Below are 25,352 nucleotides of genomic sequence, written 5' to 3'. Positions count from 1 at the left end.
TGCCGGAAGGTGCGGGGGGCGGGCGTGGGGGGGCCGGGTGCGGGGATCAGGCGGCGCGGTTGATCGCGACGGAGCCCAGCACCAAGTCGGTCAGGCCCTGACCGCGGCGGCTGATGATCATCAGCGCGACCGAGAGGATCTGCGGCAGCACGAAGGCCATGGAGAGCGAATAGCCCAAGGTGTGCAGGAAGGCGGTGGCGGCGTCGAACCGCTGGCCGTAGCGATCGAGGAAGTGGATCGACATCAGCCGCATGCCCCAGGTCGCCGAATTGCCCGACAGGGTGATCCAGCGGTAGAGGAAGCCCACGGCCAGCCAGACGAGCGGCAGGATGAACAGCGCCGTCAGCGCCGTGACGATGGCGACGAGGGCCACGATGAGCGTGACGAAGATCGTATCGACGATCCAGGCGATGCCCCGCTTGAAGGCGACACCGCTGTAGAATTCGGCGTGGCGGTCGGGGTCGGGCTGGACGTGGATCAGGCTGTCGGTCATCATTGCGGCGGGTTCCTGCGGGCGGATGGGGAAGAGGTGGCCCTTGCGGGCCACCGGATCAAGTGCCACCGGATCAAGCCGGTGTCGTGGCGTCAGGCGATCAGGCCTCGGCCGGCGGGGGAAGGTCGTTCCCCGGGCGGGGAGTGCGGGCGCGGTCTGCCATGAAGGCGTCGAACTCCTGCTTGTCCTTGGCTTCGCGCAGGCGGTTGAGGAAGCCCTCGAAGGCGGCCTGTTCGTCTTCCAGACGGCGCAGGGTTTCGGCCTTGTAGGCGTCAAAGGCGCTGTTGCCCGAAGAGGCATAGACGCGGTGCGCCCCCCATTCGGCGCGGCGGGACTTGCGGCAGGTGGATCCGAACATGGTTTTGCTCCAGCGGTTGGTCATGGTCATATAGGCGACGAGGGCAAGGCCCACGGGCCAGAAGAAGATGAAGCCCAGCACCATGGCGGTGATCCAGGCCTTGCGGCCATGGCCGTCGAGCCAGGCCTCGGCCCGGCGGGGCCAGGAGAGGAGGCCGCCGGGAACATAGGCCTGGACCCGGGCGGCGGTGGAGGAGGTGTTCATCGGCGTTCTCCCGTTGATCGTGTATGTGAAGCTCTTTCACATTGGGGAAGATGAGGGGTGCGGGGGGTCGGATCAAGGGGGTATGTTAAAATAATTTACATCGCTGCCCTGCCGTGGCTGCGGTGATCTTGCGGCGCGCGGGCGCGGCCCGCGCAAGCCTGTTCTCCCCACCCGCGCCATGCGGCGCGTGCGGGGCCCGTTGGGGGGCGTTCCGCCCCCTCTTGGCGCGTGCGCCAATTCACCCCCTGAGGGTATTTGGGGCCAAGATGAAGCGAGGGGCCGTGAGGGGGGCGCTTGGGGGTCAGGCGGTGAAGGGGGCCAGGGTGGCGCCGGTGATGCGGTGCAGGTCGGCGGGCGCGATGGGGAAGATGTGGCGCGGTGTGCCGGCGGCGGCCCAGATCACGGAGAATTCCATCAGGCGCGGGTCGAACCATGTGGGCAGCGGGGTGAGGTGGCCCAGGGGGGCGACCCCGCCGATGGCGAAACCCGTGATGTCGCGGACCTTGTTGATGTCGGCGCGCCCCAGCGCCTCGCCCGCGAGGGTGGCGGCGCGGTCGGGATCCACCTGATTGCCGCCTGCGGTGAGGAAGAGGTAGAGCTGCCCCGTGGTGGCCCCGGCGAAGAGGATGGATTTCGCGATCTGGTCGATGGTCACACCAGCCGCGGCGGCCGCCTGCGCGGCGGTGCGGGTTTCGGCGGGCATCTCGAGCGGGGTGATCGACAGGCCGGAGGCGTGCAGGGCGGCGGTGACGCGGGCGAGGCTCTTGCTCATGCGGGGCTCCGATTGCGGAAGGACGGTGTAGCCTGCGGATGGGGGGAGGGCAACGGGGGGTGCTGTGGGGGGCTGCGGGGGGGCGCGCGTTGAGGGGTACGTTGAGGGTTCGTTGACGGGGGTGCGTTGACGGGGATGTGGCCTGCGGCGCATGGTGCGGGTCATGACCCATGCCGATTTCGCCGCCCGCCTGACCCGTTCCCCCATCGCCCATGACACCGAGGCGGCGCGGGATTCCGCGCGTGCCTTTTCCGATCTGCCGCCCGAGGTGGCGGGGCTGATCGGGGCTGTTGCGGGGTGTAGCCCGTTTCTCAAGGGGCTGATGGCACAGGAGGGGGCCTGGCTGCGCGGCGCGCTGGAGGCGACGCCGGAGACGGCGATGGCGGGGATGCTGGCCGATCTTCATGCCGTTGAGGGGGCCGAGGCGCTGGGCGTGGCGCTGCGGGTGACCAAGCGGCGCACGGCACTGCTGACGGCGCTGTGCGATCTGGGGGGGGTCTGGCCGCTGGAGGCGGTGACGGGGGCGCTGACGGCCTTGGCCGACCGGGCGGTGGATCTGGCGGTGCGGGCCTTCGTGGCCGAAGAGATCCGGCGCGGCAAGCTGCCCGGGGCGGTGCCGGAGGATGCGGCGACGGGGGCGGGGATGGTGGCGCTGGCCATGGGGAAGATGGGGGCGGGGGAGTTGAATTACTCGTCCGACATCGACCTGATCTGCCTGTTCGATGATGCCCGCTATGGCGAGGCCGCGCAGGAGGCGCGGGCGGCCTTTATCCGCGTGACGCGCAAGATGGCGGCGCTTTTGTCGGACAACACGGCGGAGGGCTATGTGTTCCGCACGGATCTGCGGCTGCGGCCCGATGCGGCGGTGACGCCGGTCTGCATCTCGATGGCGGCGGCGGAGAGCTATTACGAAAGCGTTGGGCGCACATGGGAGCGCGCGGCCTATATCAAGGCACGGCCCTGTGGCGGCGATCTGGCGGCGGGGGAGCGGTTCCTGCGGGCGCTGACGCCCTTTGTCTGGCGCAAGCATCTGGATTTCGCGGCGATCCAGGATGCCCATGACATGCGGCTGCGCATCCGCGAGCATCGGCAGTTGAACCGCCCCCTGACGGTGGAGGGGCATAACATGAAGCTGGGACAGGGCGGCATCCGCGAGATCGAGTTCTTCACCCAGACGCGGCAGTTGATTGCGGGGGGGCGCGATCCCGATCTGCGGGATCGCAGCACGGTGGGCGGGTTGGCGGCGCTGGCGGCGAAGGGGTGGATCCCGGCGGATGTGGCGGCGGAGTTGACCACGCTTTACCGCGCGCATCGCGAGGTGGAGCACCGGCTGCAGATGGTGGGCGATGCGCAGACCCATGTGATGCCGGTCACGGCGGAGGGCGTGGCGCGGATCGCGGCCTTTTGCGGCCAGCGCGAGGATGCCTTTCGGGCGGGCCTTCTGGACCGGCTGGCGCGGGTGGATGCGCTGACCGAGGGGTTCTTTGCCCCGGGCGAGGTGGAGGCGCTGCCGGACCTGTCGCCCACCGCGCGGGCGGTCGTGGAGGGCTGGGGCCAGTATCCCGCCCTGCGCAGCGAGCGGGCGCAGGCCATCTTTCGCCGCCTGCGGCCTGTGCTTCTGAAGCGCCTGATGCGGGCGGCCAATCCTGACGAGGCGCTGCTGGCCTTGGACGGGTTTCTGGCGGGGCTGCCGGCGGGGGTGCAGCTTTTTGCGCTGTTCGAGGCCAACCCTGCGCTGGTGGACCTGATCATCGACATCGCAGGTACCTCGCCCCTGCTGGCGCGGTATCTGTCGCGCAATGCGGGCGTGCTGGACGGGGTGATCGGCGGGTCCTTCTTTGCGCCCTGGCCAGAGGTGGGGCCGCTGGCCGAGGCGCTGGGCCGCGCGATGGCGGAACAGGGGGATTATGAGAAGAAGCTGGATGCCGCGCGGCGGGTGATGAAGGAGTGGCATTTCCGGGTGGGGGTGCATCACCTGCGCGGGCTGGTCGATGCCTTCGAGGCGGCCAAGCATTATGCCGATCTGGCCGAGGCGGTGATCGTGGCCCTGTGGCCCGTGGTGGTGGCCGAGTTTGCGGGCCGGCATGGCGCGATGCCGGGGCGGGGCGCGGCGGTGCTGGGCATGGGATCGCTGGGCGCGGCGCGGCTGAATGCGGGATCGGACCTTGACCTGATCGTGATCTATGATGCGCAGGGTGTGGAGATGTCGGAGGGCCCGCGCCCGCTGGCGACGCGGGCCTATTATGCGCGGCTGACGCAGGCGCTGGTCACGGCGTTGACGGCGCAGATGGCGGAGGGGCGGCTTTACGAGGTGGACATGCGGCTGCGCCCGAGCGGGCGGGGTGGGCCGGTGGCGACGTCGATCCAGTCTTTCACCAGCTATCAGGAGACCGAGGCCTGGACCTGGGAGCATCTGGCGCTGACGCGGGCGCGGCCCATGGCGGGGGCGCCCGAGGTGATGGCAGAGGTGGAGGCCGTGCGGCGCGCGGTTGTCGCCAGCAAGGGGCAGGGGCCGGGCGTGCGGCGCGACGTGGCCGAGATGCGGGCGCGGCTGGCGCAGGCGAAACCCGCGCGCGGGGTGTGGGAGGCGAAGAACGGTCCCGGGCGGTTGATGGACATCGAATTGACGGCGCAGATGGCAGCGCTGCTGACCGGGTCGCCCGCGCGCGGGGTGGAACGGCAGATCGAGGCGGGGCGAAAGGGCGGTATCCTGTCGGATTCGGGCGCGACGGCGCTGCTGGCGGCCTACAGGTTGATGTGGCGCCTGCAGGCCGGGACCCGGCTGATCACGGAAGGCACGCTGGACCCGGCGCGGCTGGGCGAGGGGGGACGGGCCTTCCTGCTGCGCGAGACGGGAGAGGCTGCGGAGGCGGGCCTGACCGACCGGCTGGAACGGGTGGCGGGGCAGGCCGAGGCGGTGATCCTTGCCCTGCTTGGGGGCGCGGCGCGAGGGGCAGAGGATGGGGAGACGGGCAGTGCGGCTGGATGAGGCGGACCCCAAGGGGTTGGTGCGGGAAAGCTATCGGATCGAGGGGATCACGCTGGGGGAGTGCCGGTCGATCTTTGTCGACTGGGCGCTGAGCCTGCCGGTGGATGCGCCGATGAAGGATGCGGTCCGGGTGCTGATCGCGGAATATGCGCTGGGCGCGCCCGGCCATCCCATGTCGCAGGTGTTGGAAGACGGGTTGAAGACGCCGGACGCGCCGAAGCGGCGCGGGGGGCGCGCCGCGCGGGTGGGCGGGGTCTGAGGGAAACTCTTGGGAAAGTTTGGGGGGAGGTCGCGCCGTCGGGTGCGACCTTTGCGTGGTCCAAACAGACCGGGGGGGTGGGCGTGCCTGTGCCGCTGACGTTTGCGGTCTTGCGGGGCAGGGAGGCCGCACACTGACCCCGTCACGCCCGCCCCCCGCAGCGCGGGCGGATTTGGGATGGACCGAGGTAAAGCCCTTTTTTGGCAAGTGGATGTGGGCCAGAGTGGCGTTAGGCGGGCGGCCTGTCGGGACATGTCGGATCCGCAGTCAGGGCGAGAGGCAGCATGGCCGATCACGGCGCCAGGGATGAGGTGAGGATCGCGCGCTCTGTCGCGGGGCTGGTTGGCCTGCTGGCAGGCGCCTTGGGCTTTGCGGCTGTCTCACTGGCCATCGGGGAAGGGTGGATCGTGTTGCGGCGGGATGGCCCCGTCAGCATCGTCATGGGCTGGTTCGGTTTTTTGTTCAGTGGGATCGCGGCGCTTGTGGCGCTGCGGCGCCTTGTGTTCGGCCCGAGGTTTCCGGTGCGGTTGCGGTCAACCGGGATACTGGACAGGCGCCAGTTCCGCAGCGAGATTCCCTGGACGGATGTGACGGATGTGACCATCACCCCTGTGAATTGGTGGGGAGGCGCACAACTCATGCTTACGCTTTCGGCGGAAGGGCTGCGGCGGTTGGACTGGAATGGCAGTTATCGGGTCTTTGGGCGCCTTGGTCTTCTGATGCAGATCGACCGAATTCACATCCCAACGATTGATCTGAAAACGTCACCGAGCCGGCTTGAGGCGGAGATCAGGCGCTTTCTTGCGGATGTGACCCCGCCTGCACCGCAGTAGCCAGGTCTGTGCCATCCCCTTCGGATAGGGGGGCTGCGATCAGGGCGGCAGGGGGGGCCTATGCGCCCGCCCACAGATCGCGGGGAGAGCGCGCGCGCCGCAGGGGCGGGACCCGCGCCTAGCGCAGGGCGCGCGCCTCGGTCGCGAGTTTGGTGATCGCGGCCCAGTCGCCCGTGGCCATCGCCTCTTTCGGGGCGACCCAGGAGCCGCCCACGCAGAGGATGTTCTTGAGCGACAGGTAATCGGGCGCGTTTTTCAGGCTGATGCCGCCGGTGGGGCAGAAGCGCACCTGCGGGATGGGGGAGCCGATGGATTTGAGGAAAGCCGCGCCGCCCGACTGTTCGGCGGGGAAGAACTTCTGCACCGTATAGCCGCGTTCGAGGAGCGTCATGATTTCCGTCGCCGTCACCGCGCCGGGCAGGAGGGGGAGGCCCTCATCCTCGCAGGCCTTGATGAGGCGGTCGGTGGCGCCGGGGGAGACGCCGAAAGTGGCACCGGCCTTCTTCGCGGCCTTCACATCGGCGGGGGTGAGAAGGGTGCCTGCGCCCACGGTGCCACCTTCGACATCGGCCATGGCGCGGATCGCGTCGAGTGCGACGGGGGTGCGGAGCGTGACCTCGAGCGCGGGCAGGCCGCCTGCGACCAGCGCGCGGGCGAGGGGGGCGGCATGGGCGAGATCGTCGATCACGAGGACCGGGACGACGGGGGCGAGTTGGCAAACCCGGAGGGCAGCGGCGGATTGTTCGGCGGGGGTCATGGCGATCCTCTGGCGTGGGTCTGGTGGAAAGACCCGGGGGCTTTGCGCCCCCGGACCCCCGCAGGATGTTTTCGCAACGGGGAAGGAGGGGAAGGTGCGGCGTCAGACGACGACCGCGCCCCCTGTTTCGGCGGGGCCGACATGGGCCCGGAAGGCGGCGAAAAGTTCGCGCCCGATGCCGAACTCATTGGCGGAGAGGTCGGCGGTGACGGGGGTGCGGCTGTCGAAATCGGGGGCGAGCACGGTGAGCGTGCCTGCGGTGGCGTCAAGGCGAATGATGTCGCCGTCGCGCAGGCGCGCGAGCGGGCCACCGGTCGCCGCTTCGGGCGAGACATGGATGGCGGCCGGCACCTTGCCCGAGGCGCCCGACATGCGGCCATCGGTGACGAGGGCGACTTTCAGACCGCGTTCCTGCAGGACGGAGAGGGTGGGGGTGAGCGAGTGCAGTTCGGGCATCCCGTTGGCCTTCGGCCCCTGGAAGCGAACGACGACCACGCAATCGGAGGTGAATTCGCCGTGTTTGAAGGCGGCTTTCACATCGTCCTGATCGTGGAAGATGCGGGCGGGCGCCTCGATCACATGGCGTTCGGGGGCGACGGCGGAGACCTTGATCACGCCGCGGCCGAGATTGCCGGTGAGTTGCTTGAGGCCCCCGGTCGGCTGGAACGGATCGGTGGCGGGGCGCAGGATCTTGTCGTTGAGGGTTGCGTTCGCGCCGTCTTCCCAGTGCAGTTTGCCGTCCTTCAGCTTTGGCTCCTGCCTGTAGAGGGAGAGGCCGTCGCCCGCCACCGTCTTGGCATCGGGGTGGAGGAGGCCTGCATCGAGAAGTTGGCCGATCATGTAGGACAAGCCCCCCGCAGCGTGGAAATGGTTCACGTCGGCAAGGCCGTTGGGGTAGACCTTGGCCATCAGCGGCACGGCTTCCGAGATATCGGCGAAATCCTGCAGATCGAGGATCACCCCGCTGGCGCGGGCCATGGCGGGCAGGTGCAGGACGAGGTTGGTGGAGCCGCCCGTGGCCATCAGGCCCACAAGGCCGTTCACATAGGCGCGTTCGTCGAGGATTTCGCCCACGGGGCGGTAATCGTTGCCCAGTGCCGTGATCTGGGCCGCGCGTTCCACGGCGGCCGTGGTCAGCGCGTCGCGCAGGGGCGTGCCGGGGTTCACGAAGGAGGCGCCGGGCAGGTGGAGGCCCATGAACTCCATAAGCATCTGGTTGGTGTTGGCGGTGCCGTAGAAGGTGCAGGTGCCGGGGCCGTGATAGGAGGCCATTTCGGCCGCCATCAACGCTTCGCGCCCGATCTGGCCCGCGGCATAGGCGTTGCGGACGCGGGCCTTTTCGTCATTGGGCAGGCCCGAGGTCATGGGACCGGCGGGGACGAAGATGGTGGGGACATGGCTGAAGGTGGCGGCGGCGATGATGAGGCCGGGAACGATCTTGTCGCAGACGCCGAGATAGAGGGCCGCATCGAAGGTGTTGTGCGACATGGCCACGCCCGCCGCCAGCGCGATCACGTCGCGCGAGAAGAGCGACAGTTCCATCCCCGGCTGGCCTTGGGTCACGCCATCGCACATAGCGGGAACGCCGCCCGCCACCTGCGCCGTGGCGCCTGCCTTGCGGGCGGCGGCGCGGATCAGTGCGGGGTAGGTTTCAAACGGCTGATGGGCGGAGAGCATGTCGTTATAGGCGGTCACGATTCCGATATTCGGGGCGCGGCCCGCGGCGAGGCTGTCCTTGTCGGCGCCCATGGCGGCATAGGCATGGGCCTGATTGCCGCAGGCGAGATGGCTGCGCGCGGGGCCGTCCTTGGCGGCTTTTGCCAGCCGCTCCAGATAGGTGCCACGGCTGTTCTCGGACCGGGCGCGGATGCGGTCGGTGACGCGGGCAATGGCGGGGTTGAGGGACATGGACGACTCCTTCGGCGGCGGCTGGCGGCAGGGTAGCAGAATGTGTTAGCGCTAACAACCACCTCGCATCGGGAAGGTTGTGACAGGATGTCCCGGATCAGGCGCCGCGTCGGCCGGGGGCCGATGCGCGGCTTTCTGCGCAGGCGCGTGGCAAAGGTGCGGGTTTTGTTGCCGGAATGGCGATTGTGGCAGGGATTGTTTCCAAAACAAAACTAAATCCTGAAAAGGCTCTGCCGTTAACCAATTTTGGCCATAATCGATTCGCATACCTCTTCCCAGTGCATTGGGCAGGAGCCCGGAGGTATGGATATGAACGGTTTCACGAAATTCGCAGGTCTGGCGATGGCAATGGCGCTTTCGGCCTGTGTGAGCAGCGAGCCTGCCAGCCGCAGCGTTTCCAATGATCCGCTGACGCTGGCCTCGCGCGGGGCGGAAAGCGGCGCGACGGGCGCGGCACGGGTTGTGGCACCGCGCTACACGATCACCGATGTGCAGATCGCGGTGCCGCGGTCGCTGCAGGTGTCGGAAGCGAATGGCTATTATCCGCTGGCCGATATCGTGTGGCGGGGCGACCCCATGGGGGACCGCCACCAGCAGGTGGCCGCGCTGTTCCAGGCGGCGGCGGATCGGGCCACGGCGGGCATGGCTGGGCCGCGGCAGGCCGTGCTGGCGCTGGAGATCGTGCGTTTCCACGGGGTGACTGAGAAGACCCGCTATACGGTGGGCGGCACGCATAACATGGTGTTCAACCTGACGGTGCGCGATGCGGCCACGGGGGCGGTCATCGACGGACCGCGCCGGGTGGAGGCCAATGCGCGGGCCGCCGGTGGGCAGGCTGCGATTGCCGAGGAACAGGCCGGACGGACGCAGAAGGTTGTGGTGGTCGAGAAGCTGGTCGAGACGCTGCGGCGCGAGCTTTCGGGGCCGGTGACGGATCCGTCGCTGGTCGCCCGGGCCACGCAGAACCCGGCCGTGCCGGTGATCGTCGCGCGCTGAGCCTTTCGCAAACGGACAGGACGGGGTAAGGGGAGGGCATGATGTCCTCCCCTTCCTCATTTTCCGATGATGGGGCCGCCGCGCGCGGCCTTCCCGTGGTGCGGCTGAAGCCCAAGGCCGAGGCGCGGGCGATCCGCCATGGTTTCCCTTGGGTCTATGCCGATGAGCTGGTCATGGACCGGCGGACCGGCAACATAGCGCCCGGCGCGCTGGCCGTGCTGGAAGATGGCGAGCGGCGGGCGCTGGGCCTTGTGACCGTCAATGTGAAATCGAAGATCGTGGCGCGGATGATCGACCGCGATCCGGCGGCGGTGGTGGATGAGGCGTGGTTCGCGGCGCGTCTGACCCGCGCACTGGAATTGCGGGAGCGGCTGTTCGAGGCGCCGTTCTACCGGCTGGTCCATGCCGAGGCGGATGGTCTGCCCGGCGTGGTGATCGACCGTTTCGGCGATGTGGCGGTGGTTCAGCCCAATGCGGCATGGGCCGATATGTTGCTGGAGCCGCTGGTTGCCGCGTTGCGGGCGGTGACGGGGGTGACGACGGTCGTCAAGAACGGCACGGGGCGGGCGCGGGGTCTTGAAGGGTTGGCGGAAGAGACGGCGGTGCTGTGCGGCGGCGTCGATGCGCCCGTGCCGGTGCCGATGAATGGCGCAGTCTATATGGCGGATGTGACGGGGGGGCAGAAGACCGGCCTCTTCTATGACCAGCGCCCGAACCACGCCTTTGCGGCGCGGCTGGCGCGCGGGGCGCGGGTTCTGGATGTGTTCACCCATGTGGGGGGATTTGCCCTTGCCGCGCTGGCGGGCGGGGCAGAGCAGGCGCTGGCGGTGGATGCCTCGGCCCCGGCGCTGGCCTTGGCGGAAGCGGGGGCGCGGGCCACGGGCGTGGCGGAGCGGTTCAGCACGCGGCAGGGCGATGCCTTTGCCGTGCTGGAGGCGCTGGGCGGCGAAGGGGCGCGCTTCGATCTGGTGATCTGCGACCCGCCTGCCTTTGCGCCTGCGAAACCTGCGCTGGAGGCGGGGCTCAGGGCCTATGAGCGGATCGCGCGGCTGGCAGCGCCCCTGGTGGCGCCGGGGGGATACCTTGTGCTGTGTTCCTGTTCCCATGCGGCCGATCTGGCGGCCTTCCGCAATGCCAGCGCGCGGGGCATCGGGCGCGGCGGGCGGCGGGGGCAGCTTCTGCATACGGGCTTTGCCGGGCCGGACCATCCGATGCTGCCGCAACTGGCGGAAAGCGGTTATCTGAAATCGCTGTTCTTCCGACTGGATTGATGCGGGCGGTTCTGGATGCCTGCGTCCTGTTCCCGCCGGTGTTGCGGGACCTGCTATTGGGCTTTGCCGAGGCGGGGCTTTACGAGCCGCGCTGGTCGGAGCGGATCCTGGAGGAATGGGCGCGGGCCACGGTGAAGCTGGGGCCGGGGGCCGAGGCGCAGGCACGCGGGACGGCCGTGCTGATGCGCGAGGTGTTTCCCCGCGCGATGGTGGCGCCCGCGCCGGGGGTGGAGGCGCGGCTGGTGCTGCCCGATGACAATGACCGCCATGTGCTGGCGGCGGCGGTGGCCAGCGGGGCGGATGCGATCGTCACTTTCAATGCAGCCGATTTTCCGCGCCATGTGCTGGCGGGCGAAGGGGTGGATCGGCGCGACCCGGACGGGTTTCTGTGGGAATTGTGGTCGGGCGACACCGCGGGGGCGGGCGCGGTGATCGCGCGGGTTCACGCCCGGGCGGAAGAGATGGCGGGGGGGCCTGTGTCCCTGAAGGCGCTGCTCAAGCGGGCATCGCTGCCGCGGCTGGCGAAGGCCGTCACTCAGGACGGCAGCCGGGCGGGTTGAAGCCAGCGGCGTTCGTTCGCCTCAATCTGGGCGATGCGGTCGGCGCTGGAGGGGTGCGACAAGAGCCATGCCGGCGTGTCGCCCCGGTTGGCCTTGGTCATCGCGTCGAGCTTGCGGAAGAGCGATTTCTGCGGTGCCGTGCCGATGCCGGATTTGAGGAGCAGCGCCGTGGCATAGGCGTCCGCCTCATATTCATCGCGTTGCGACAGGCGGGCGGCGAGGGCGGCGGAAATCAGGTTGGCGATCCAGAAGCCGATGAAGGGCAGGAAGCGGTTCAGGACTGCCGAGAGCACGACGAAGACGGCGTTCTGACCGGTGAAGTCGATCATGCGACGGCGCGTATGGCCGAGGGCGACATGGCCCATCTCATGCGCGATGACGGAGGCCAGTTCCTCGGCCGTCACCTCGCCCCGCATCTTGCGGTTGAGGAACCCGCGGGTGAGAAAGATGCGCCCGTCGGGGGCGGCAAGGCCGTTGACGGGGTCCACCTCAAACACATGGACCGGGATCGCGGGCAGATCGAGCGCGGCGGCCATGCGGTCGGCCAGCCGCGTGATGGAGGGATCGGTCAGGGGGCGGGACTGCGCATCCAGCATCTTCGCCGTCCGCCAGACGGAGAAGCGGTACATCATCAGCGCATAGGCGATGGCGAGAAGGGTGGGAATGAGTAGCGCGGCCATGGGGCAGAATATGGGGAGGAATTCGCGCGGGGGAAGGGTCAGGGCGGCGTGGTGGGCGGGATCGTGGGGGGACGATCCGCCGCAGGGCGATCCGCAGACGGCGCAGACGGGGCGGCGGCATCCAGGGAGGCGGGCGCAGCTGGGGGCGTGACGGGATCGCTGGCGGGATCGTTGGGCAGGTCATCTTCGGCCAGCCCATCGCCATTGCGGCCCAGAAGCTGCCACAGCACGATGGCCACGACCCCTGCCGCGATGGCGGCGACAAGGTTGCCGAGGACGGAGCCCAGCGCCTCGAGATCGCCGGAAAAGCTGTAGCCGAGACCGATATAGATCGAGACCCAGACACTGGCCCCCGCCATGGCGGGCAGGGTGAAGCCCAGCCAGTTGATGCGCGCGGCCCCGGCGGCAAAGTTCATGTAGGGCGACAGCGGCGAGGCCAGCCAGCGCGACAGGAAGATCGCCGGCAGGCGGCGATGTTCAAGCCAGGCCACGGCGCGGCGCAGAAGCGCCGCGCTGCGCCGCCGCTGCGACAGGCGCACCAGAAGCCGCGGCCCGACGCCGCGCCCGATCCAGTAGCCGCATTGATCGCCCAAGAGCGCCCCCGCCATCGCCCCGATCCAGAGCGGCAGGGCATCAAGATCCCCCGCCGCGGCAAAGGCCCCGGCGGCCAGCATCACCAGCGAAGCCGGGATCGGCAGGGCAAGGCAGGCCAGAAGATTGGCCAAGGCCAGAAGGATCGCCCCCCATTCCGGCACGAGGGCGAGAAGGGTTTGGGTCATTCGTCTTTGTCCTGCGCGTCAACGGCGGCCTGCACGGCGTCGATCAGATCGGTAACCGGCGCGCCCTGTTCGCGGGCGATGGTGTAAAGCGGCAGGCGCAGATCGTCGCGGTCGGCGATGTCGAGGATGTCTTTCAGATCGTCGCGGTCGAGGTCATAGGTGCGCGCGATGTAGCGCGGGGTCATCCAACCCGCGACGGGCAGTTCGGCACGGTAGGACAGGGTGAGCGCGAACATGATCGCCCGCCCGCCGAAGAACAGCGTCGCGGCCAGCGCAAGCGCGAAGGCAAGCGTCAGGGCCGGACTTTTGCGCCAGAGCCGCCCGATCATCTGAGTTCCCTTATCCCCCGCGCGATTCCGTCCAGTGTCATCGGAACCATGCGGTTTGAAAAGATGTCACGGATCAGCCGGGTGGATTGGGTGTAGTGCCAATGTGCCTCGGGCAGGGGGTTGATCCAGAGATGGCGCGGCCATTGCGCGCAGGCGCGTTCCAGCCACAGTTTGCCGGGTTCGGGGTTCCAGTGTTCGTTGGCGCCGCCCGCCTGCAGGATTTCGTAGGGCGACATGCTGGCATCGCCCACGAAGATGCATTTCCAGTCGGGGCCATAGGTGCGCAAGAGATCCATCGTCGGGGTCTGGTCATCCCAGCGGCGGCGGTTGTCGCGCCAGACGCCTTCGTAGAGGCAGTTGTGAAAGTAAAAGGGCGCGAGGTGGCGGAATTCGGACCGCGCGGCGGAGAAAAGCTCTTCCATCACCTTCACATAGGGGTCCATGCTGCCGCCGACATCGAGGAAGAGCAGCACCTTCACCGCGTTGCGCCGTTCGGGCCGGGTTTGCACATCGAGCCAGCCCTGACCTGCGGTGGCGCGGATCGTGCCTTCGAGATCAAGCTCATCCGCCGCGCCCTCGCGCGCCCAGCGGCGCAGGCGGCGCAGCGCCACCTTGATGTTGCGGGTGCCCAGTTCCACCCCATCGTCGAGATTGCGAAATTCGCGCCGGTCCCAGACTTTGACCGCGCGCTGGTGGCGGCTTTGGTCCTGCCCGATGCGCACGCCTTCGGGGTTGTAGCCATAGGCGCCGAAGGGCGAGGTGCCGGCGGTGCCCACCCATTTCGATCCGCCCTGATGGCGGCCCTTCTGTTCGGCCAGCCGCTGGCGCAGGGTTTCCATCAGCGCCTCGAACCCGCCCAGGGCTTCGATCTGGGCGCGTTCTTCGGGCGAAAGGTGGCGCTCGGCCAGTTTTTCGAGCCAGTCGCGCGGCAGGTCGATGGCCTCCAGCACCTGATCGGCGCTGATCTGTTCCAGCCCGTTGAAGGCGGCGGCGAAGGCGCGGTCGAACCGGTCCAGATGGCGTTCATCCTTGACCATCACCACGCGGGCGAGGTGGTAGAACCCGTCCACGTCATAGGTGACGAGGCCTGCCTCCATGCCTTCCAGAAAGGCGAGGTATTCGCGCAAGCTGACCGGCACGCCCTCCTGCCTGAGCCTTGCGAAGAAGGGCAGGAACATGCCGCGCCCTTACACCATGCGGTCGATGAACAGCGTCAGGAACAGGCCCAGAAGCGCGAAGGCGATGCCGAAGCCTGCGCCATATTGCAGCGCGTCCAGCCGCTTGCCCCCCGCTTTCAGCGCCTTGCGCGCGCCGTAAGCTGCGCCCAACACCAGACCCGCGATCACGATCATGCCCGTTCTGCCCCTATCTTTGCGGTGGCCGGGGCAGGCCGGGCCCGCCCGTCTCAGCCGCTGCGGCCGGATGCGGCGAGGCCCGCGATATCGGATTGCCGCGCGCGCACCATCGCATCCGTGCCGAAGCCATAGCGCGCCCAGCCCAGACTGTCGAGACGGGCCGATTTCGCCAGATCGGGGCGGCCAAGGGCGGTTTGCGCCTCGGCCCGGATCATAAGGAGCGTGGCAAGGAGCGCCGCGTTTTCCGCCCGGCGCACCACGGGAATGGCGCGGTCGGACAGGGCCAGCGCCTCGGCAAAGCGGCCTTGGGCCAGCGAGAAGGCGGCAAGCTGCATATCCACATGCGCGGCGCGGATGTCGCCCCCGGGGAGGCCTTGCCAGATGCGGCGCGCCTCGAGGAAGGCGCGGCTGGCGGCGGCCATGTCGCTGCCCACCTGCGCGCGGCCCAGCGCGAACCACGAGAAGGCGAGACGGTTGTCCTGCCAGCCCTGCGCCCGGGCGATGGACAGCATCCGTTCCGCCGCACGGCGCCGGGCGGCATCCGAGCCGCGCGGGCCGATGGCGGTTTCCACCGCGTCGATCCAGGCGCGCGGGGCCATGTTGGTGCCCCCGGCGCTGGCGCGCCCTTCGCCGGCGGGATTGAGCCGGGCGAGGATCGCGGGCAGGCGGGCGGCCACCTCTTGCCGCGACATGCCGGGGCGCAGCGCGGGATCGTAATGGACGCGCAGCACCAGCATGTCAAAGCCGGTCAGGACGGTGTGGAAGTTGTCGTCGTTGAACACGCTGTCGGGCAGGCGGTAGAGGTCGTTCAAGGGACCCACGGCCTGGGCCAGTTCCTCGTGCAGGCAGTCGCGCACCTCTTGCGGGGTGGTGTCGGAGGGCACGATGATCCCCACGCGGTCGCGCCGCGTGACGCTGGCCCAATCCACCTGCGGCGATCCGCGCAGCGCGCGGTATTCGGCCAGCGATGTGGCGCGCGGCACCACGAAACAGGAGGCGGAGGGGACCAGCCTGCGCATCGTTGCGCGGGGCTGGAAGTCGATGGTGATGGAGGCGGGCGCGCCGGTGGTGGCGGCGCGGATGTCAAGCCCGGCTTCGGCCCGCAGGCGCGACAGGGCGCGCGCCAGATCCGGCGGGGCGGTGGCGGGGACGTCCCCGGTCATGGCCACGGTGATGGGCCCTTCGAACCGCGACAGGGCGGGCAGGGCGCGGCCGCTTTCGAGCAGAAACTCCAGATCGAGGATGTCGCGGGCGATGTCAGCGTTGCTGCGCCCGGCGGCCGGGGCCGCCTGCGGCGCGAAGGCCTGCAGGGGCGGCAGCGCCGTGCCGGACATGGCTTGGGCGGGACGGTTCATGGTCACTTGCGCCACCGGGGCGGGTGAACAGGCGGAGAGGATCAGGGACAGGGCCGCAACGGCCGGGAACATGCGCATGAGTGGCAGCTCTGCTTTCTTTTTTACCAAGGGGCCTTGCGACCCGACCAACACCGGAACACGCTCCGCAGGCTGCGGTTCCGTCACCCCGGACCCGCTGACGCCCCCGCGTCATCAGACCGGAACCGCTCCATCCGTTCTGGCCGGCAGCCTGTCCGCGACCGGCCAGACCCGCGCAGCGCGGGGCAGAAAGCCGGATTTCGAACAGAACCACAGGCACCAGAACACCATCAAACTGAGAAACGGTTGCCCGCAGAAAGATATTAGAGAATGTCCCTACGAGGGCGCGCCTGTGTCAATTCCGGGAAAAGTCCGAGACAGAGGTCGGACTAAGGATCGCGGCAGCAGCGCGCCAGCATACTCTATCTGCACGGCACGATCACGCCGTGTTGCGGATTGTGTCAGAAATGCGGTTTTCCGTGACCGCTTTGTGGCGAAACTGCGGCCAAGTTGCGGCAAAGATTGGGTGAGTCGCGCTAGCGCCGGGCCCGATCAAGGAAGGCCATCCGTTCGAACAGGTGGACGTCCTGTTCGTTCTTCAGCAGCGCGCCGTGCAGGCGGGGCAGCGCGGGGCCGCCCTCGCGGCGCAGGTCTTCGGGCGAGAGGTCTTCGGCCAGAAGGAGGCGCAGCCAGTCGAGCACCTCGGAGGTAGAGGGTTTCTTTTTCAGCCCCGGCACATCGCGCAGCTCGTAGAACTGGGTGAGCGCAGCGGTCAGCAGCGCGGGCTTGATGCCGGGAAAGTGCACCTCGACGATGGCGCGCATCGTGTCGATGTCCGGGAAGCGGATGTAGTGGAAAAAGCAGCGGCGCAGGAAGGCGTCGGGCAGGTCTTTTTCGTTGTTGGAGGTGATGATGACCACGGGGCGGTGGGTGGCGCGGATGGTTTCGCCCGTCTCGTAGACGTGGAATTCCATCCGGTCGAGTTCTTGCAAAAGGTCGTTGGGAAATTCGATATCGGCCTTGTCGATCTCGTCGATCAGCAGGACCACGCGCGCGGGCGCCTCGAAAGCCTGCCAGAGCTTGCCCTTGCGGATGTAGTTCTTCACGTCATGGACGCGGGCATCGCCGAGCTGGCTGTCGCGCAGGCGCGAGACGGCATCGTATTCGTAAAGGCCCTGCTGCGCCTTGGTGGTGGATTTCACATGCCACTCGATCAGCGGCATGGCCAGCGCCTGCGCCACCTGCCGCGCCAGTTCCGTCTTGCCCGTGCCGGGTTCGCCCTTGACCAAGAGCGGGCGCTGCAGCGAGACGGCGGCGTTGACGGCAAGGGTCAGGTCATCGGTGGCGACATAACCGGAGGTTGAGGAGAATTTCATCAGGGCTCGCAGGGCGACGGGACAGGGCAGCGCGGACCCTAGCGCCCGCGCTTTTCCGTCGCAACTGCTAGTGACAATCCTTTGTCTATGGTCTAGACGCAGCGCCAACAGGAGCGCGCCATGCCAGCAGACCCCCTGTCGGCGCGATCCGACCAGACGGAGAAAGCAGTGATGAAGCCCGAGGTTTTTCTTCCAGACGACTATCGCCCGGCAGAAGACGAGCCGTTCATGAATGATCGGCAGCTGGAATATTTCCGGCGCAAGCTGATCAACTGGAAGAACGAGCTGCTGGAACAATCCGCCGAGACGATCGACAACCTGCAGGATTCGGCGCGCAACGTGCCCGATATCGCCGACCGCGCCAGCGAAGAGACCGACCGCGCGCTAGAACTGCGCACCCGGGATCGGCAGCGCAAGCTGGTGGCCAAGATCGACGCGGCGCTGCGGCGGATCGAGAATGGCGAATACGGCTATTGCGAGATGACGGGGGAACCGATCAGCCTGAAGCGGCTGGATGCGCGCCCGATCGCCACGATGACGCTTGAGGCGCAGGAAAAGCACGAACGGCGCGAAAAGGTGCACCGCGACGACTGAACGCGGGCGCGGCCCTTGCGGGGCGGCACCCATCGGCAGAAACTGACGCCGGGCCTGCGGGTCCGGCGTTTTGCTGTGGCGGAGAGGGGCGGGGGATGAGCCTGATCGGGCGGCCGGTGACGGTGCTGGGCGCGGGCGTGGCGGGGCTGGCGGTGGCGCGGGCGCTGGCCCTGCGGGGGGCGGCGGTCACGGTGCTGGAACAGGCCGACGCCATCCGCGAGGTGGGCGCGGGCCTGCAGGTTTCGCCCAATGGCGCGGCGGTGCTTGCGGCATTGGGCCTTGGCCCGCAACTGGCGGCGGCGTCGCTCCGGGCGCAGGCGGTGGTCTTGCGCGATGGGCGGGACGGCGCGGCCGTGCTGCGGATGGATCTGGCGGGGCTGCGCCCCGGGCAGGGCTGGCACTTCATCCACCGGGCGGATCTGATCGCGCTTCTGCGCGCGGGGGCCGAAGAGGCCGGGGTCACGCTGCGCCTGTTGCAGCGGGCGGAGGCGGTGGATCTGTCGGGCGACCGGCCCCGGCTTAGGATGGCGCAGAGCGGGGAGGTGGAGACGGGGCTGTTGATCGGGGCGGATGGGCTGCATTCCCCGGTGCGCGTGGCGCTGAATGGCCGGGTGGCGCCGTTCTTTACCCATCAGGTGGCGTGGCGCGCGGTGGTGCCGAACGATCCCGGCGATCCGGTCGAGGCCGAGGTGCATATGGGCCCCGGGCGGCATCTGGTGAGCTATCCCCTGCGCGGCGGGGCGTGGCGCAACATCGTGGCGGTGGAAGAGCGGGGGCGCTGGGTCGAGGAAGGCTGGTCGCTGCGCGACGATCCGATGGAGCTGCGTCTGGCCTTTTCCCGGTTCGGCCCGCGGGTGCGGGGCTGGCTGGAGCGGGTGGAGGATGTGTGGCTGTGGGGGCTGTTCCGCCATCCCGTGGTCGCGGATTGGGGGCGGGCGCTGCCGCAGGGGGCGGTGGCGATCCTAGGTGATGCGGCGCATCCGACGCTGCCTTTCCTTGCACAGGGGGCGAATATGGCGCTGGAGGATGCGTGGGTTTTGGCGGCGGCGCTGGCCGGGCATGACGGGGACGCGGCGGCGCTTGCGGCCTATCGTCAGGCGCGGGCCGCGCGCTGTGCGCGGATCGTGGCGGCGGCGGATGCCAATGCGCGCAACTATCACCTGCGCGGGATGGCGCGGGTCGTGGGCCATACCGCGCTACACGTGGCGGGGCGGGTGGCGCCGGGGCTGGCGCTGCGGCGGTTCGACTGGCTATACGGCCATGACGTGACGCGGGGCTGAGGCGCAGGGCGGCGGCGGCGCGGTCAGCGCCGCGATCCGAGGTTGAGCACCCAGTGCAGCGTCCCGTCGCGGGCGGTGGCAAGGCCGATGCCCACGTCGCGGGCGGTGCGGTCCAGGATGTTGCGGCGGTGGCCGGACGAGTTCATCCATCCCTGCATCACCGCGCCCGCGCTGCGATAGCCTGCGGCCACGTTTTCGGCGATGATGCGATAGGCGTAGCCTTCGCGCTGCACGCGGCGGGCGATGGTGCTGCCGTCGCTGCCCCGATGGCTCATCCGGTTGCGGGCGGCGCTGTCGCAGGCATGGGCCTGCGCGGCGGCGGTCAGTTGCGGATCAGGGTCGAGAAGGGCCATGCCGCGCTGGCCGCGTTCGGCATTGATCGCGGCCAGCGTGGCGTCGGCCAGACGGGCGGCGCCTTCGGGCAGGCGGCAGGCGAGGGCCGGGCCAGCAGCAAGGAGCATGGCCACGGACAAAAGCGAAGCGAGGGCGCGGCGGGGCATGGGGCACCTTGGGCAGGAGGGGCGGACGGGGTCCGCGCAGTCTAGCCTGCCGGACCGGGGGGCGGGAAGCGGGACGCGTCAGAGCGGCAACGGCTTGCCGAGCGGATCGACGACGGGGCCGCCCGCGGCGCGGGCGTCATCGGCATCATGCGTCACAAGGAGCGTGGGGATGCCCGCCGCTGCGGCGCGGTCAAAGACGAAGCGGCGGATCTGGTCGCGCAGATCGGTATCGAGCCGCGAGAAGGGTTCATCCAACAGAAGCGCGCAGGGTTCGGCGAGCAGCGTGCGCAGGAGGGCGACGCGGGCCTTCTGCCCGCCCGACAGCGTTGCCGGATCGCGGTTGGCGAAGCCGTCCAGTCCGGCCGAGGCGAGCGCGGCCGCGATCCGGGCGGTGCGGGCCGTCTGGCCGCAGACATGGGCGGGCAGGCCGAAGGCGAGGTTCTGGCCCACCGAGAGATGCGGGAACAGGACCGGGTCCTGAAACATCAGCCCGACGCTGCGCGCGCGGGTGGGCAGATGCGTGATGTCGCGCCCGTTCAGCAGGATGCGCCCGGACAGGCGGAAAGCAGGCGCGAGTGTGCCCGTGATCGCGGCAAGCGCGGTGGATTTGCCTGCCCCCGACGGCCCCATGATGGTGAGCGTGCCACCCGCCGGAATGGCAAGCGACAGGTCAACCAGCCGCCGGTCGCCCAGGGTGATGCGCAGATCTTGCAGGTCCAGCGTGCCGCTCATGCCACCCCCCGCATGTCGCGCCGGTTCCGCCAGATTTGCCCGGGGATGAGCAGGGCCAGCCCGAAACCGAGCGCGGGCAGCACCATCTGCAGCACGGCGTAAGCGCCGATCAGGCGCCGGTTGCCGCCCGAGGACAGGGCGACGGCCTCGGTCGTCAGGGTTTCGACGCGGCCGCCCCCGATCAGGAGCGTGGGCAGGTATTGCCCGACGGACACAGCGATGCCCACCGCGCTGGCGGTCAGGACGGGGGCCAGCAGCATGGGCAGGCGCAGGCGCCAGAAGATCGCAGCGGGCGAGGCGCCGAGGGTGGCCGCACTGATGGCGATGCGGCGGTCCCAGGCGCGGAAGGGACCGGCGAGCGAGAGAAAGACGTAAGGCAGCACGAAGATCAGGTGGGCGGCCGCCACGGCGAGGGCATCCCCGTCCAGCCCGGCCGCCAGGGCCAGCCCCTGCAGGCCCGGCAGGAAGGCCACCTGCGGCACGAGAAGCGGCAGGTAGAGAAGCGTGAGCGCGCGGTGGGTGGGGGTGAGGTTGAAGCGCGCCTCGGCCTCCAGACAGCCGAGGCTGAGGGCGAGGGCGGCCAGCGTGGCGGCGGCGGCGATGGCGAGGGTGAGGGCCATGGTTTCGCTCAGGACCGGGGCCGCGCCCGCCCAGGTGCGCAAGGACAGGTTTTCGGGCAGCGCATCGGGAAACTGCCACAGCCCCGCGACCGACCAGAGCGCAAGGCCCGCCAGCCCGAGGATCAGGCTGCCGCCCGTGATCGCCGCGGCCAGCCGCGCGGCGCCTGCGGCGGGCCGGTCGAGCGCGCAATGGCGGTGGCCCCGGACGGCGATGGAAATGAGCAGGCGGCGGCCTGCGACCTCGGCAAGGCGCCACAGGGCGATGGCCGCTAGGACGAGGGCGAATTGCAGCACGGCGGCGGCGGCGGCGGTGTCGCGCTGGCCAAGGCTGGCCTCGCCCATCCAGAGCACGATCTGGGTGGAAAGCGTGGGGGGCAGGGTCGGGCCGAGGATCATCGCCATGTCCACCACCGTCATGCCATAGGCGAGGACCGCGTAGACGGGCAGGCGCAGCTGGGCGTAAAGCGCGGGCAGGGTGGTGAAGGCAAAGCCCGCGATGCGCCCGTAGCCCAGCGTGGCGGCGGTGGCGAGGCGGCGGTCGGCGTCGATCTGTGGCAGGGCGGCCAGCGCCATGAGCAGGAGGAAGGGCAATTCCTTGGCCACAAGGCCCAGCGTCAGCGACACCCCCCATGGATCATTCAGGATCAGCAGGTCGGGCGGGGCCTGCCAGCCGGTGGCCCACGGCGAAAGGGCGCGGGCGATCCAGCCTGACGGCGCGATCAGGAAGGCAAGGCCGAGGGCCGCCGCGGCATGGGGAACCGACAGGAGCGGCGCGATCAGCCGCCGGATGCGGGCAAAGGTCGGGGTGCCGGCAAAGGCGGCAAGGATCAGGAGCGTGAGGGTCAGCGACAGCAGCGTGGCGGCGATCCCGGTGCCGAGCGACAGGAGCGCGCCGCGGGGCAGGCCGGGCCACGCGGCCAGCGTCGCAAAGGCGGCGGCCCCGTCGCGAAAGGCGGGAAGCGCGGTTCCCGCCAGCCCTGCCGCAACCGGCAGCGCCATCAGCGCCAGTGTCAGGGGCGGGACCAGCCGAAGCCAGCCCGGCGCCGCCGCGTCGGTCACTGGGCAACCCCGTAGCGCGCGGTCCAGTCCTGCGCGATGCGGGTCATCCACGAGGCGTGGGGCTCCAGCAGCACGGGGCCGAGTTCGGCGGGCGACAGGGTGGCCACGCCGAGTTCCAGCGCCTCGAACCGTGCGCGGTCTTCGGGCGAGAGGCGGGCGAGGTCGAGCACGGTCTGGAAGCCGAGGATGGCCGGATCCTGCGCCCGCACCTGTACCTCGGGGTCGAGGATCAGGTTGGCGATGACAAGCGCGCCCGCCTGATGGGCGGCGTTGAAGGGGATCGCAACAAAGGAGGCGTTGCCGATGGTGCCGCCTTCCAGCACGAAGGTACGCACGCTGTCGGGCAGGTTTCCGGCAGCGATTTCGGCGCTGGCGCGGCCGGGGTTGAAGGCAAAGGCGATGTCGATCTCGCCATCCGCGAGCAGTTGGCCAAGCGCGGGTTCGTTCTGCGGGAAGGCCTGTGCCGCGCGCCAGAGATTGGGGTGGAGGCGGTCGAGGAAGGCCCAGAGGGGGGCCACCTGCGCGTCATAGCGCGGCTCGTCCACCGGGGATTGCAGAAGGGCGGGGTCGTCCATCACGCCGTAGAGCACCTGTTTGAGGAAGGTGGTGCCAAGATAATCGGGCGGCTGGGGATAGGTTAAGCGGCCGGGGTTCGCGGCGGCCCAATCTGCAAGCGCAGCAAGGGTTTGCGGCGGCTGGGACAGGCGCGCGCTGTCATATTCGAACACCAGTTGCGCCATGGCCCAGGGGGATTCGAAACCTTCGGTGGGCAGGGTGAAATCCGTCACCGTGGCCGGTTTGCCGGTGGTATCGACAAGGGGCCAGTTGGGCAGGGTTTCGGTGAAGGGGCCAAACAGCAGGCCCTGCGCCTTCATCGCGGCGAAGTTCTCGCCGTTGATCCAGATGAGATCGACCGCGCCGCCCGTTGTCTGCCCGGCCTGCTGTTCGGCCAGCACGCGGGCCACGGCATCGGCGGTGGAGGCGAGTTTCACATGTTCCAGCGTGACCCCGTAGCGTTCAGAGGCCGTCGCGCCGATCCACGCGATGAAGTCGTTGATCTTGGGATCGCCGCCCCAGGCGTGCCAGTAGACGGTTTGGCCGCGCGCCTGGGACAGGATGCCATCCCATTCCGAAGCAAGGGCTTTTGTGGAAAGCCCGGCGAAGGCGGGAAGGCTGGCAATCAGTTTGAGGGCGCTGCGGCGGTGCATGGCTTGTCCTTGTGGGGTGCGGCTTTGACGGGATAGCTAGGGCGTGGGGCGGGTGGCAACAGTTTTTCAGGATGACAACGGGAAGGTGATGGCGTGCTGGATGGCTGGATGCGGCGGTGGATGGATCCGGGGCTGGATGCGGCGGGGCTGCGGCTGGCGGCGCGGGGCGTGACGGCGGATGGGGTGACGCTGGCGGGGCTGGCGCTGGGGCTGGTGGCGGCGGGGGTGATCGCGCTGGGGGGGGCGGGCTGGGTGGCGCTGATGCCTTTGCTGGCCAGCCGGGTGGCGGATGGGCTGGATGGGGCGGTGGCGCGGGCGCGCGGCAAGACCGATTTCGGCGGCTATCTGGACATCGTGTGCGATTTTGTCTTTTACGCTGCGATTCCAATGGCTTTCGTGCTGCGCGATCCGGGCGTGAACGCGGTGGCGGGGGCATTTCTGCTGGCCTCGTTCTATGTGAATGGCACCACCTTTCTGGGCTATGCCGTGCTGGCCGAGAAGCGCGGGATGGCGACGCGGGAGCGGGGGGAGAAGTCGCTGTACTTCACCGCGGGCCTGCTGGAAGGGACGGAGACGATCGGGTTTTTCGTGATCCTGTGCCTTGTGCCGGGGTGGTTTGCGCCCCTCGCATGGGTATTCGGCGCCTTGTGTTTCGTGACGGCGGGGGCGCGGGTCTGGCTGGCGGTGCGGACGTTTCGGCGGCTGTCGTGAGGCGTGCAGGAGCGTATGCAGACAGGCGTGCAGCAAAATGTATGCACGCAGCGCACGGTGTCTTTTGACGTTGGTAAGGGTGTGGCGGTGGGATGCCGCGCCCTCCCGGGGCCGTTGGATCAGGCCATCACGCCTTCGCGAAAGCGGAAGAAGCCATGCGTCGCGTAGGGCCAGGCCTGCGCGTCATGATCGCGCAGGAGGCGGGCGAGGCGGATGCCCCGCGCATCTAGCAGCGGGGCGAGGCGCTGGAGCGCGGCGGCGGTGGGGCCGATCGGCGCATAGGGCGTGGCCAGTTGGCGGATGCCCTGCGCGGCGAGGTGATCGGCCAGCGCGTCGAGATCGCCTTCGGTGAAGCGGGGGGCGTCGGGCTGGCCCAGCCGCGCCGCCGTATCGGTGAGCGCTGCATCGACGAAGCCTGTCACGAGCGGGTTGACCGCGAGCGGCGAGCGGCGCGCGGTGGTGACAAGGAAGAGGAGCGGGGTCGCGGCGGGCAGGCCGGGGAAGCCATCGCCGGCGAGGTCATCCTCATGCAGGAGAAGCGCGGTTGCCGCGCCCGGATGCAGCGCATCGCCATCCGGCACCGGGCGCGGGGCGGGGTGCGGGGCCATGGACAGTGGGCGGCAGTCGCGGGCAAGGCCCGTGGGGCGGAAGCGGCCGTTGGTGTTCTTGGCGATGTTGTCGGGCGTGGCGGCATAGGTCTTGCCGGGTGTGTGCAGCCCGCCCACCCAGCGCCAGGACAGCGTGTTCGAGGCAGGGTCGCCGTCGATCAGGTGGCGCAGGAAGAAATCGGCACCCAACTCCCAAGGCAGGCGCAGGGTGAAGATCCAGATCGAGGCGAACCACATCCGGGCGTGGTTGTGGAGATAGCCGGTCGCCGCCAGTTCGCGCGCCCAGTGATCAAAGCCGTCGATGCCCGTGTCGCCCTTGCAGGCGGCCTCCCACTGCGCGCGCAGGCCTGCCTCGGTCTGCACGCGGTTGAGCGCCTCGGTCAGGCCTTGCCGGTAGGCGGACCAGATGGCGGGGCGGCGTTCGAGCCAGCCCTTCCAGTAGGTGCGCCACCACACCTCGGCCAGAAACTTGTCGGCGCCCTGGGGATGGGCGCGCAGCGTGGCATCGAGCACCTCTGCCTCGGTCACGAGGCGGTGGCGGATATAGGGCGAGAGGCCCGAGACGTAAGGATGGCCCGGCAGATCCTCGTTCCGGCGGGCGGCGTAGGAGGCGCCGGCGCGGGGCAGGAAGGCGGCAAGGCGTGCGGTGGCGGCGGCACGGGTGGCAGGGAGGGGGAGGGGAAGCTGTGTCATGGGCGGGCAAGCTAGGCGTGAAAGCGCGATCCGCAAGGCGGCGCGGCGGGCCGCC

26 protein-coding genes are annotated in these 25,352 nt (G+C 69.3%); 9 read left to right on the top strand and 17 right to left on the bottom strand.

Going from position 1 to position 25,352, the window contains the following annotated elements; all coding sequences use genetic code 11:
* Positions 1-46: 46 nt before the first annotated feature.
* The 3 genes from GU920_RS14900 to GU920_RS14890 all read right to left on the bottom strand — a co-directional run bounded on the left by GU920_RS14900 (position 47) and on the right by GU920_RS14890 (position 1,827).
* The gene (locus tag GU920_RS14900; protein WP_161768113.1) at positions 47-493 is read right to left on the bottom strand and encodes an RDD family protein; all 447 of its coding nucleotides are present in this window, start codon (positions 491-493) and stop codon (positions 47-49) included.
* A 100-nt stretch (positions 494-593) separates the two neighbouring features.
* A complete protein-coding gene (locus GU920_RS14895) occupies positions 594-1,055 on the bottom strand; it encodes a DUF2852 domain-containing protein (RefSeq protein ID WP_161767859.1) in 462 nt (153 codons plus the stop codon).
* A 301-nt stretch (positions 1,056-1,356) separates the two neighbouring features.
* Positions 1,357-1,827: a YbaK/EbsC family protein gene (locus GU920_RS14890; protein ID WP_161767858.1), complete on the bottom strand. Its 471-nt coding sequence runs from the start codon at positions 1,825-1,827 to the stop codon at positions 1,357-1,359.
* 163 nt (positions 1,828-1,990) lie between these two features.
* Here GU920_RS14890 and GU920_RS14885 point away from each other — a divergent pair, with 163 nt between their 5' ends.
* From GU920_RS14885 to GU920_RS14875, 3 genes are all read left to right on the top strand, one after another.
* Positions 1,991-4,816, top strand: coding sequence for a [protein-PII] uridylyltransferase family protein (locus GU920_RS14885; protein ID WP_449301116.1), 2,826 nt, complete (start codon positions 1,991-1,993; stop codon positions 4,814-4,816).
* Positions 4,803-5,075, top strand: a complete 273-nt coding sequence (locus GU920_RS14880; RefSeq protein WP_161768112.1) for a hypothetical protein — start codon at positions 4,803-4,805, stop codon at positions 5,073-5,075. The genes GU920_RS14885 and GU920_RS14880 overlap by 14 nt, the downstream gene beginning before the upstream one ends.
* 284 nt (positions 5,076-5,359) lie before the next feature.
* A complete protein-coding gene (locus tag GU920_RS14875; RefSeq protein WP_161767856.1) occupies positions 5,360-5,908 on the top strand; it encodes a hypothetical protein in 549 nt (182 codons plus the stop codon).
* Positions 5,909-6,026: 118 nt separating this feature from the next.
* Here GU920_RS14875 and eda read toward each other — a convergent pair whose 3' ends face one another.
* Positions 6,027-6,665: a bifunctional 4-hydroxy-2-oxoglutarate aldolase/2-dehydro-3-deoxy-phosphogluconate aldolase gene (gene eda, locus GU920_RS14870; protein WP_161767855.1), complete on the bottom strand. Its 639-nt coding sequence runs from the start codon at positions 6,663-6,665 to the stop codon at positions 6,027-6,029.
* Positions 6,666-6,767: 102 nt separating this feature from the next.
* Positions 6,768-8,573 carry a phosphogluconate dehydratase gene (edd, locus tag GU920_RS14865; RefSeq protein ID WP_161767854.1) on the bottom strand — a complete coding sequence of 602 codons (1,806 nt, stop codon included), beginning with the start codon at positions 8,571-8,573 and terminating at the stop codon, positions 6,768-6,770.
* A gap of 303 nt (positions 8,574-8,876) precedes the next feature.
* On the opposite strand from edd, the gene GU920_RS14860 reads away from it, so the two are divergent.
* From GU920_RS14860 to GU920_RS14850, 3 genes are read left to right on the top strand one after another with little or no spacing between them, the layout of a single operon-like run.
* Positions 8,877-9,569, top strand: coding sequence for a DUF6778 family protein (locus GU920_RS14860; RefSeq protein ID WP_161767853.1), 693 nt, complete (start codon positions 8,877-8,879; stop codon positions 9,567-9,569).
* Between the two features lie 38 nt (positions 9,570-9,607).
* The gene (locus GU920_RS14855) at positions 9,608-10,840 is read left to right on the top strand and encodes an RSP_2647 family RNA methyltransferase (protein ID WP_235933315.1); all 1,233 of its coding nucleotides are present in this window, start codon (positions 9,608-9,610) and stop codon (positions 10,838-10,840) included.
* Positions 10,840-11,400 carry an RSP_2648 family PIN domain-containing protein gene (locus GU920_RS14850; RefSeq protein ID WP_161767852.1) on the top strand — a complete coding sequence of 187 codons (561 nt, stop codon included), beginning with the start codon at positions 10,840-10,842 and terminating at the stop codon, positions 11,398-11,400. Before GU920_RS14855 ends, GU920_RS14850 begins: the two co-directional genes overlap by 1 nt.
* Here the strand turns inward: GU920_RS14850 and GU920_RS14845 are convergent.
* From GU920_RS14845 to GU920_RS14820, 7 genes are all read right to left on the bottom strand, one after another.
* Entirely contained in the window at positions 11,376-12,080 is a 705-nt protein-coding gene (locus tag GU920_RS14845) for a M48 family metallopeptidase (protein WP_161767851.1), read from the bottom strand. The genes GU920_RS14850 and GU920_RS14845 overlap by 25 nt on opposite strands.
* A gap of 38 nt (positions 12,081-12,118) precedes the next feature.
* Positions 12,119-12,859 carry a DedA family protein gene (locus GU920_RS14840; RefSeq protein ID WP_161767850.1) on the bottom strand — a complete coding sequence of 247 codons (741 nt, stop codon included), beginning with the start codon at positions 12,857-12,859 and terminating at the stop codon, positions 12,119-12,121.
* Entirely contained in the window at positions 12,856-13,188 is a 333-nt protein-coding gene (locus GU920_RS14835) for a hypothetical protein (protein ID WP_161767849.1), read from the bottom strand. Before GU920_RS14835 ends, GU920_RS14840 begins: the two co-directional genes overlap by 4 nt.
* Positions 13,185-14,366, bottom strand: coding sequence for a vWA domain-containing protein (locus tag GU920_RS14830; RefSeq protein WP_161767848.1), 1,182 nt, complete (start codon positions 14,364-14,366; stop codon positions 13,185-13,187). The genes GU920_RS14835 and GU920_RS14830 overlap by 4 nt, the downstream gene beginning before the upstream one ends.
* Before the next feature lie 9 nt (positions 14,367-14,375).
* Positions 14,376-14,540 carry a hypothetical protein gene (locus tag GU920_RS19360; protein ID WP_201744150.1) on the bottom strand — a complete coding sequence of 55 codons (165 nt, stop codon included), beginning with the start codon at positions 14,538-14,540 and terminating at the stop codon, positions 14,376-14,378.
* 53 nt (positions 14,541-14,593) lie between these two features.
* On the bottom strand, positions 14,594-15,970 hold the full coding sequence (locus GU920_RS14825) for a DUF2927 domain-containing protein (protein WP_235933313.1): 1,377 nt from the start codon (positions 15,968-15,970) through the stop codon (positions 14,594-14,596).
* 482 nt (positions 15,971-16,452) lie between these two features.
* Positions 16,453-17,292, bottom strand: a complete 840-nt coding sequence (locus tag GU920_RS14820) for an AAA family ATPase (protein ID WP_161767846.1) — start codon at positions 17,290-17,292, stop codon at positions 16,453-16,455.
* Between the two features lie 171 nt (positions 17,293-17,463).
* Here GU920_RS14820 and dksA point away from each other — a divergent pair, with 171 nt between their 5' ends.
* Positions 17,464-17,886 carry an RNA polymerase-binding protein DksA gene (dksA, locus tag GU920_RS14815; RefSeq protein ID WP_161768110.1) on the top strand — a complete coding sequence of 141 codons (423 nt, stop codon included), beginning with the start codon at positions 17,464-17,466 and terminating at the stop codon, positions 17,884-17,886.
* A 95-nt stretch (positions 17,887-17,981) separates the two neighbouring features.
* Positions 17,982-19,166 carry an FAD-dependent monooxygenase gene (locus GU920_RS14810; protein ID WP_161767845.1) on the top strand — a complete coding sequence of 395 codons (1,185 nt, stop codon included), beginning with the start codon at positions 17,982-17,984 and terminating at the stop codon, positions 19,164-19,166.
* Positions 19,167-19,189: 23 nt separating this feature from the next.
* Here the strand turns inward: GU920_RS14810 and GU920_RS14805 are convergent, their stop codons facing one another.
* From GU920_RS14805 to GU920_RS14790, 4 genes are all read right to left on the bottom strand, one after another.
* Positions 19,190-19,666, bottom strand: a complete 477-nt coding sequence (locus GU920_RS14805; protein WP_161767844.1) for a CAP domain-containing protein — start codon at positions 19,664-19,666, stop codon at positions 19,190-19,192.
* A 78-nt stretch (positions 19,667-19,744) separates the two neighbouring features.
* Entirely contained in the window at positions 19,745-20,398 is a 654-nt protein-coding gene (locus GU920_RS14800) for an ATP-binding cassette domain-containing protein (RefSeq protein ID WP_161767843.1), read from the bottom strand.
* Positions 20,395-22,017 carry an ABC transporter permease gene (locus GU920_RS14795; RefSeq protein ID WP_161768109.1) on the bottom strand — a complete coding sequence of 541 codons (1,623 nt, stop codon included), beginning with the start codon at positions 22,015-22,017 and terminating at the stop codon, positions 20,395-20,397. The genes GU920_RS14800 and GU920_RS14795 overlap by 4 nt, the downstream gene beginning before the upstream one ends.
* Positions 22,018-22,073: 56 nt before the next feature.
* Positions 22,074-23,285: an ABC transporter substrate-binding protein gene (locus tag GU920_RS14790; protein WP_161767842.1), complete on the bottom strand. Its 1,212-nt coding sequence runs from the start codon at positions 23,283-23,285 to the stop codon at positions 22,074-22,076.
* A gap of 93 nt (positions 23,286-23,378) precedes the next feature.
* Here GU920_RS14790 and GU920_RS14785 point away from each other — a divergent pair, with 93 nt between their 5' ends.
* Complete coding sequence (locus GU920_RS14785) at positions 23,379-23,996, top strand: CDP-alcohol phosphatidyltransferase family protein (RefSeq protein ID WP_161767841.1); 618 nt, start codon at positions 23,379-23,381, stop codon at positions 23,994-23,996.
* A gap of 119 nt (positions 23,997-24,115) precedes the next feature.
* On the opposite strand, the gene GU920_RS14780 is transcribed toward GU920_RS14785, so the two are convergent.
* Complete coding sequence (locus GU920_RS14780) at positions 24,116-25,297, bottom strand: FAD-binding domain-containing protein (protein WP_161767840.1); 1,182 nt, start codon at positions 25,295-25,297, stop codon at positions 24,116-24,118.
* Positions 25,298-25,352: the final 55 nt, after the last annotated feature.

The sequence above is a fragment of the Paragemmobacter ruber genome, from assembly GCF_009908315.1.
Classification (GTDB): domain Bacteria; phylum Pseudomonadota; class Alphaproteobacteria; order Rhodobacterales; family Rhodobacteraceae; genus Paragemmobacter; species Paragemmobacter ruber.
Note: the sequence above shows the minus strand (reverse complement) of the source record. Positions and strands in the feature narration are given on the sequence as shown.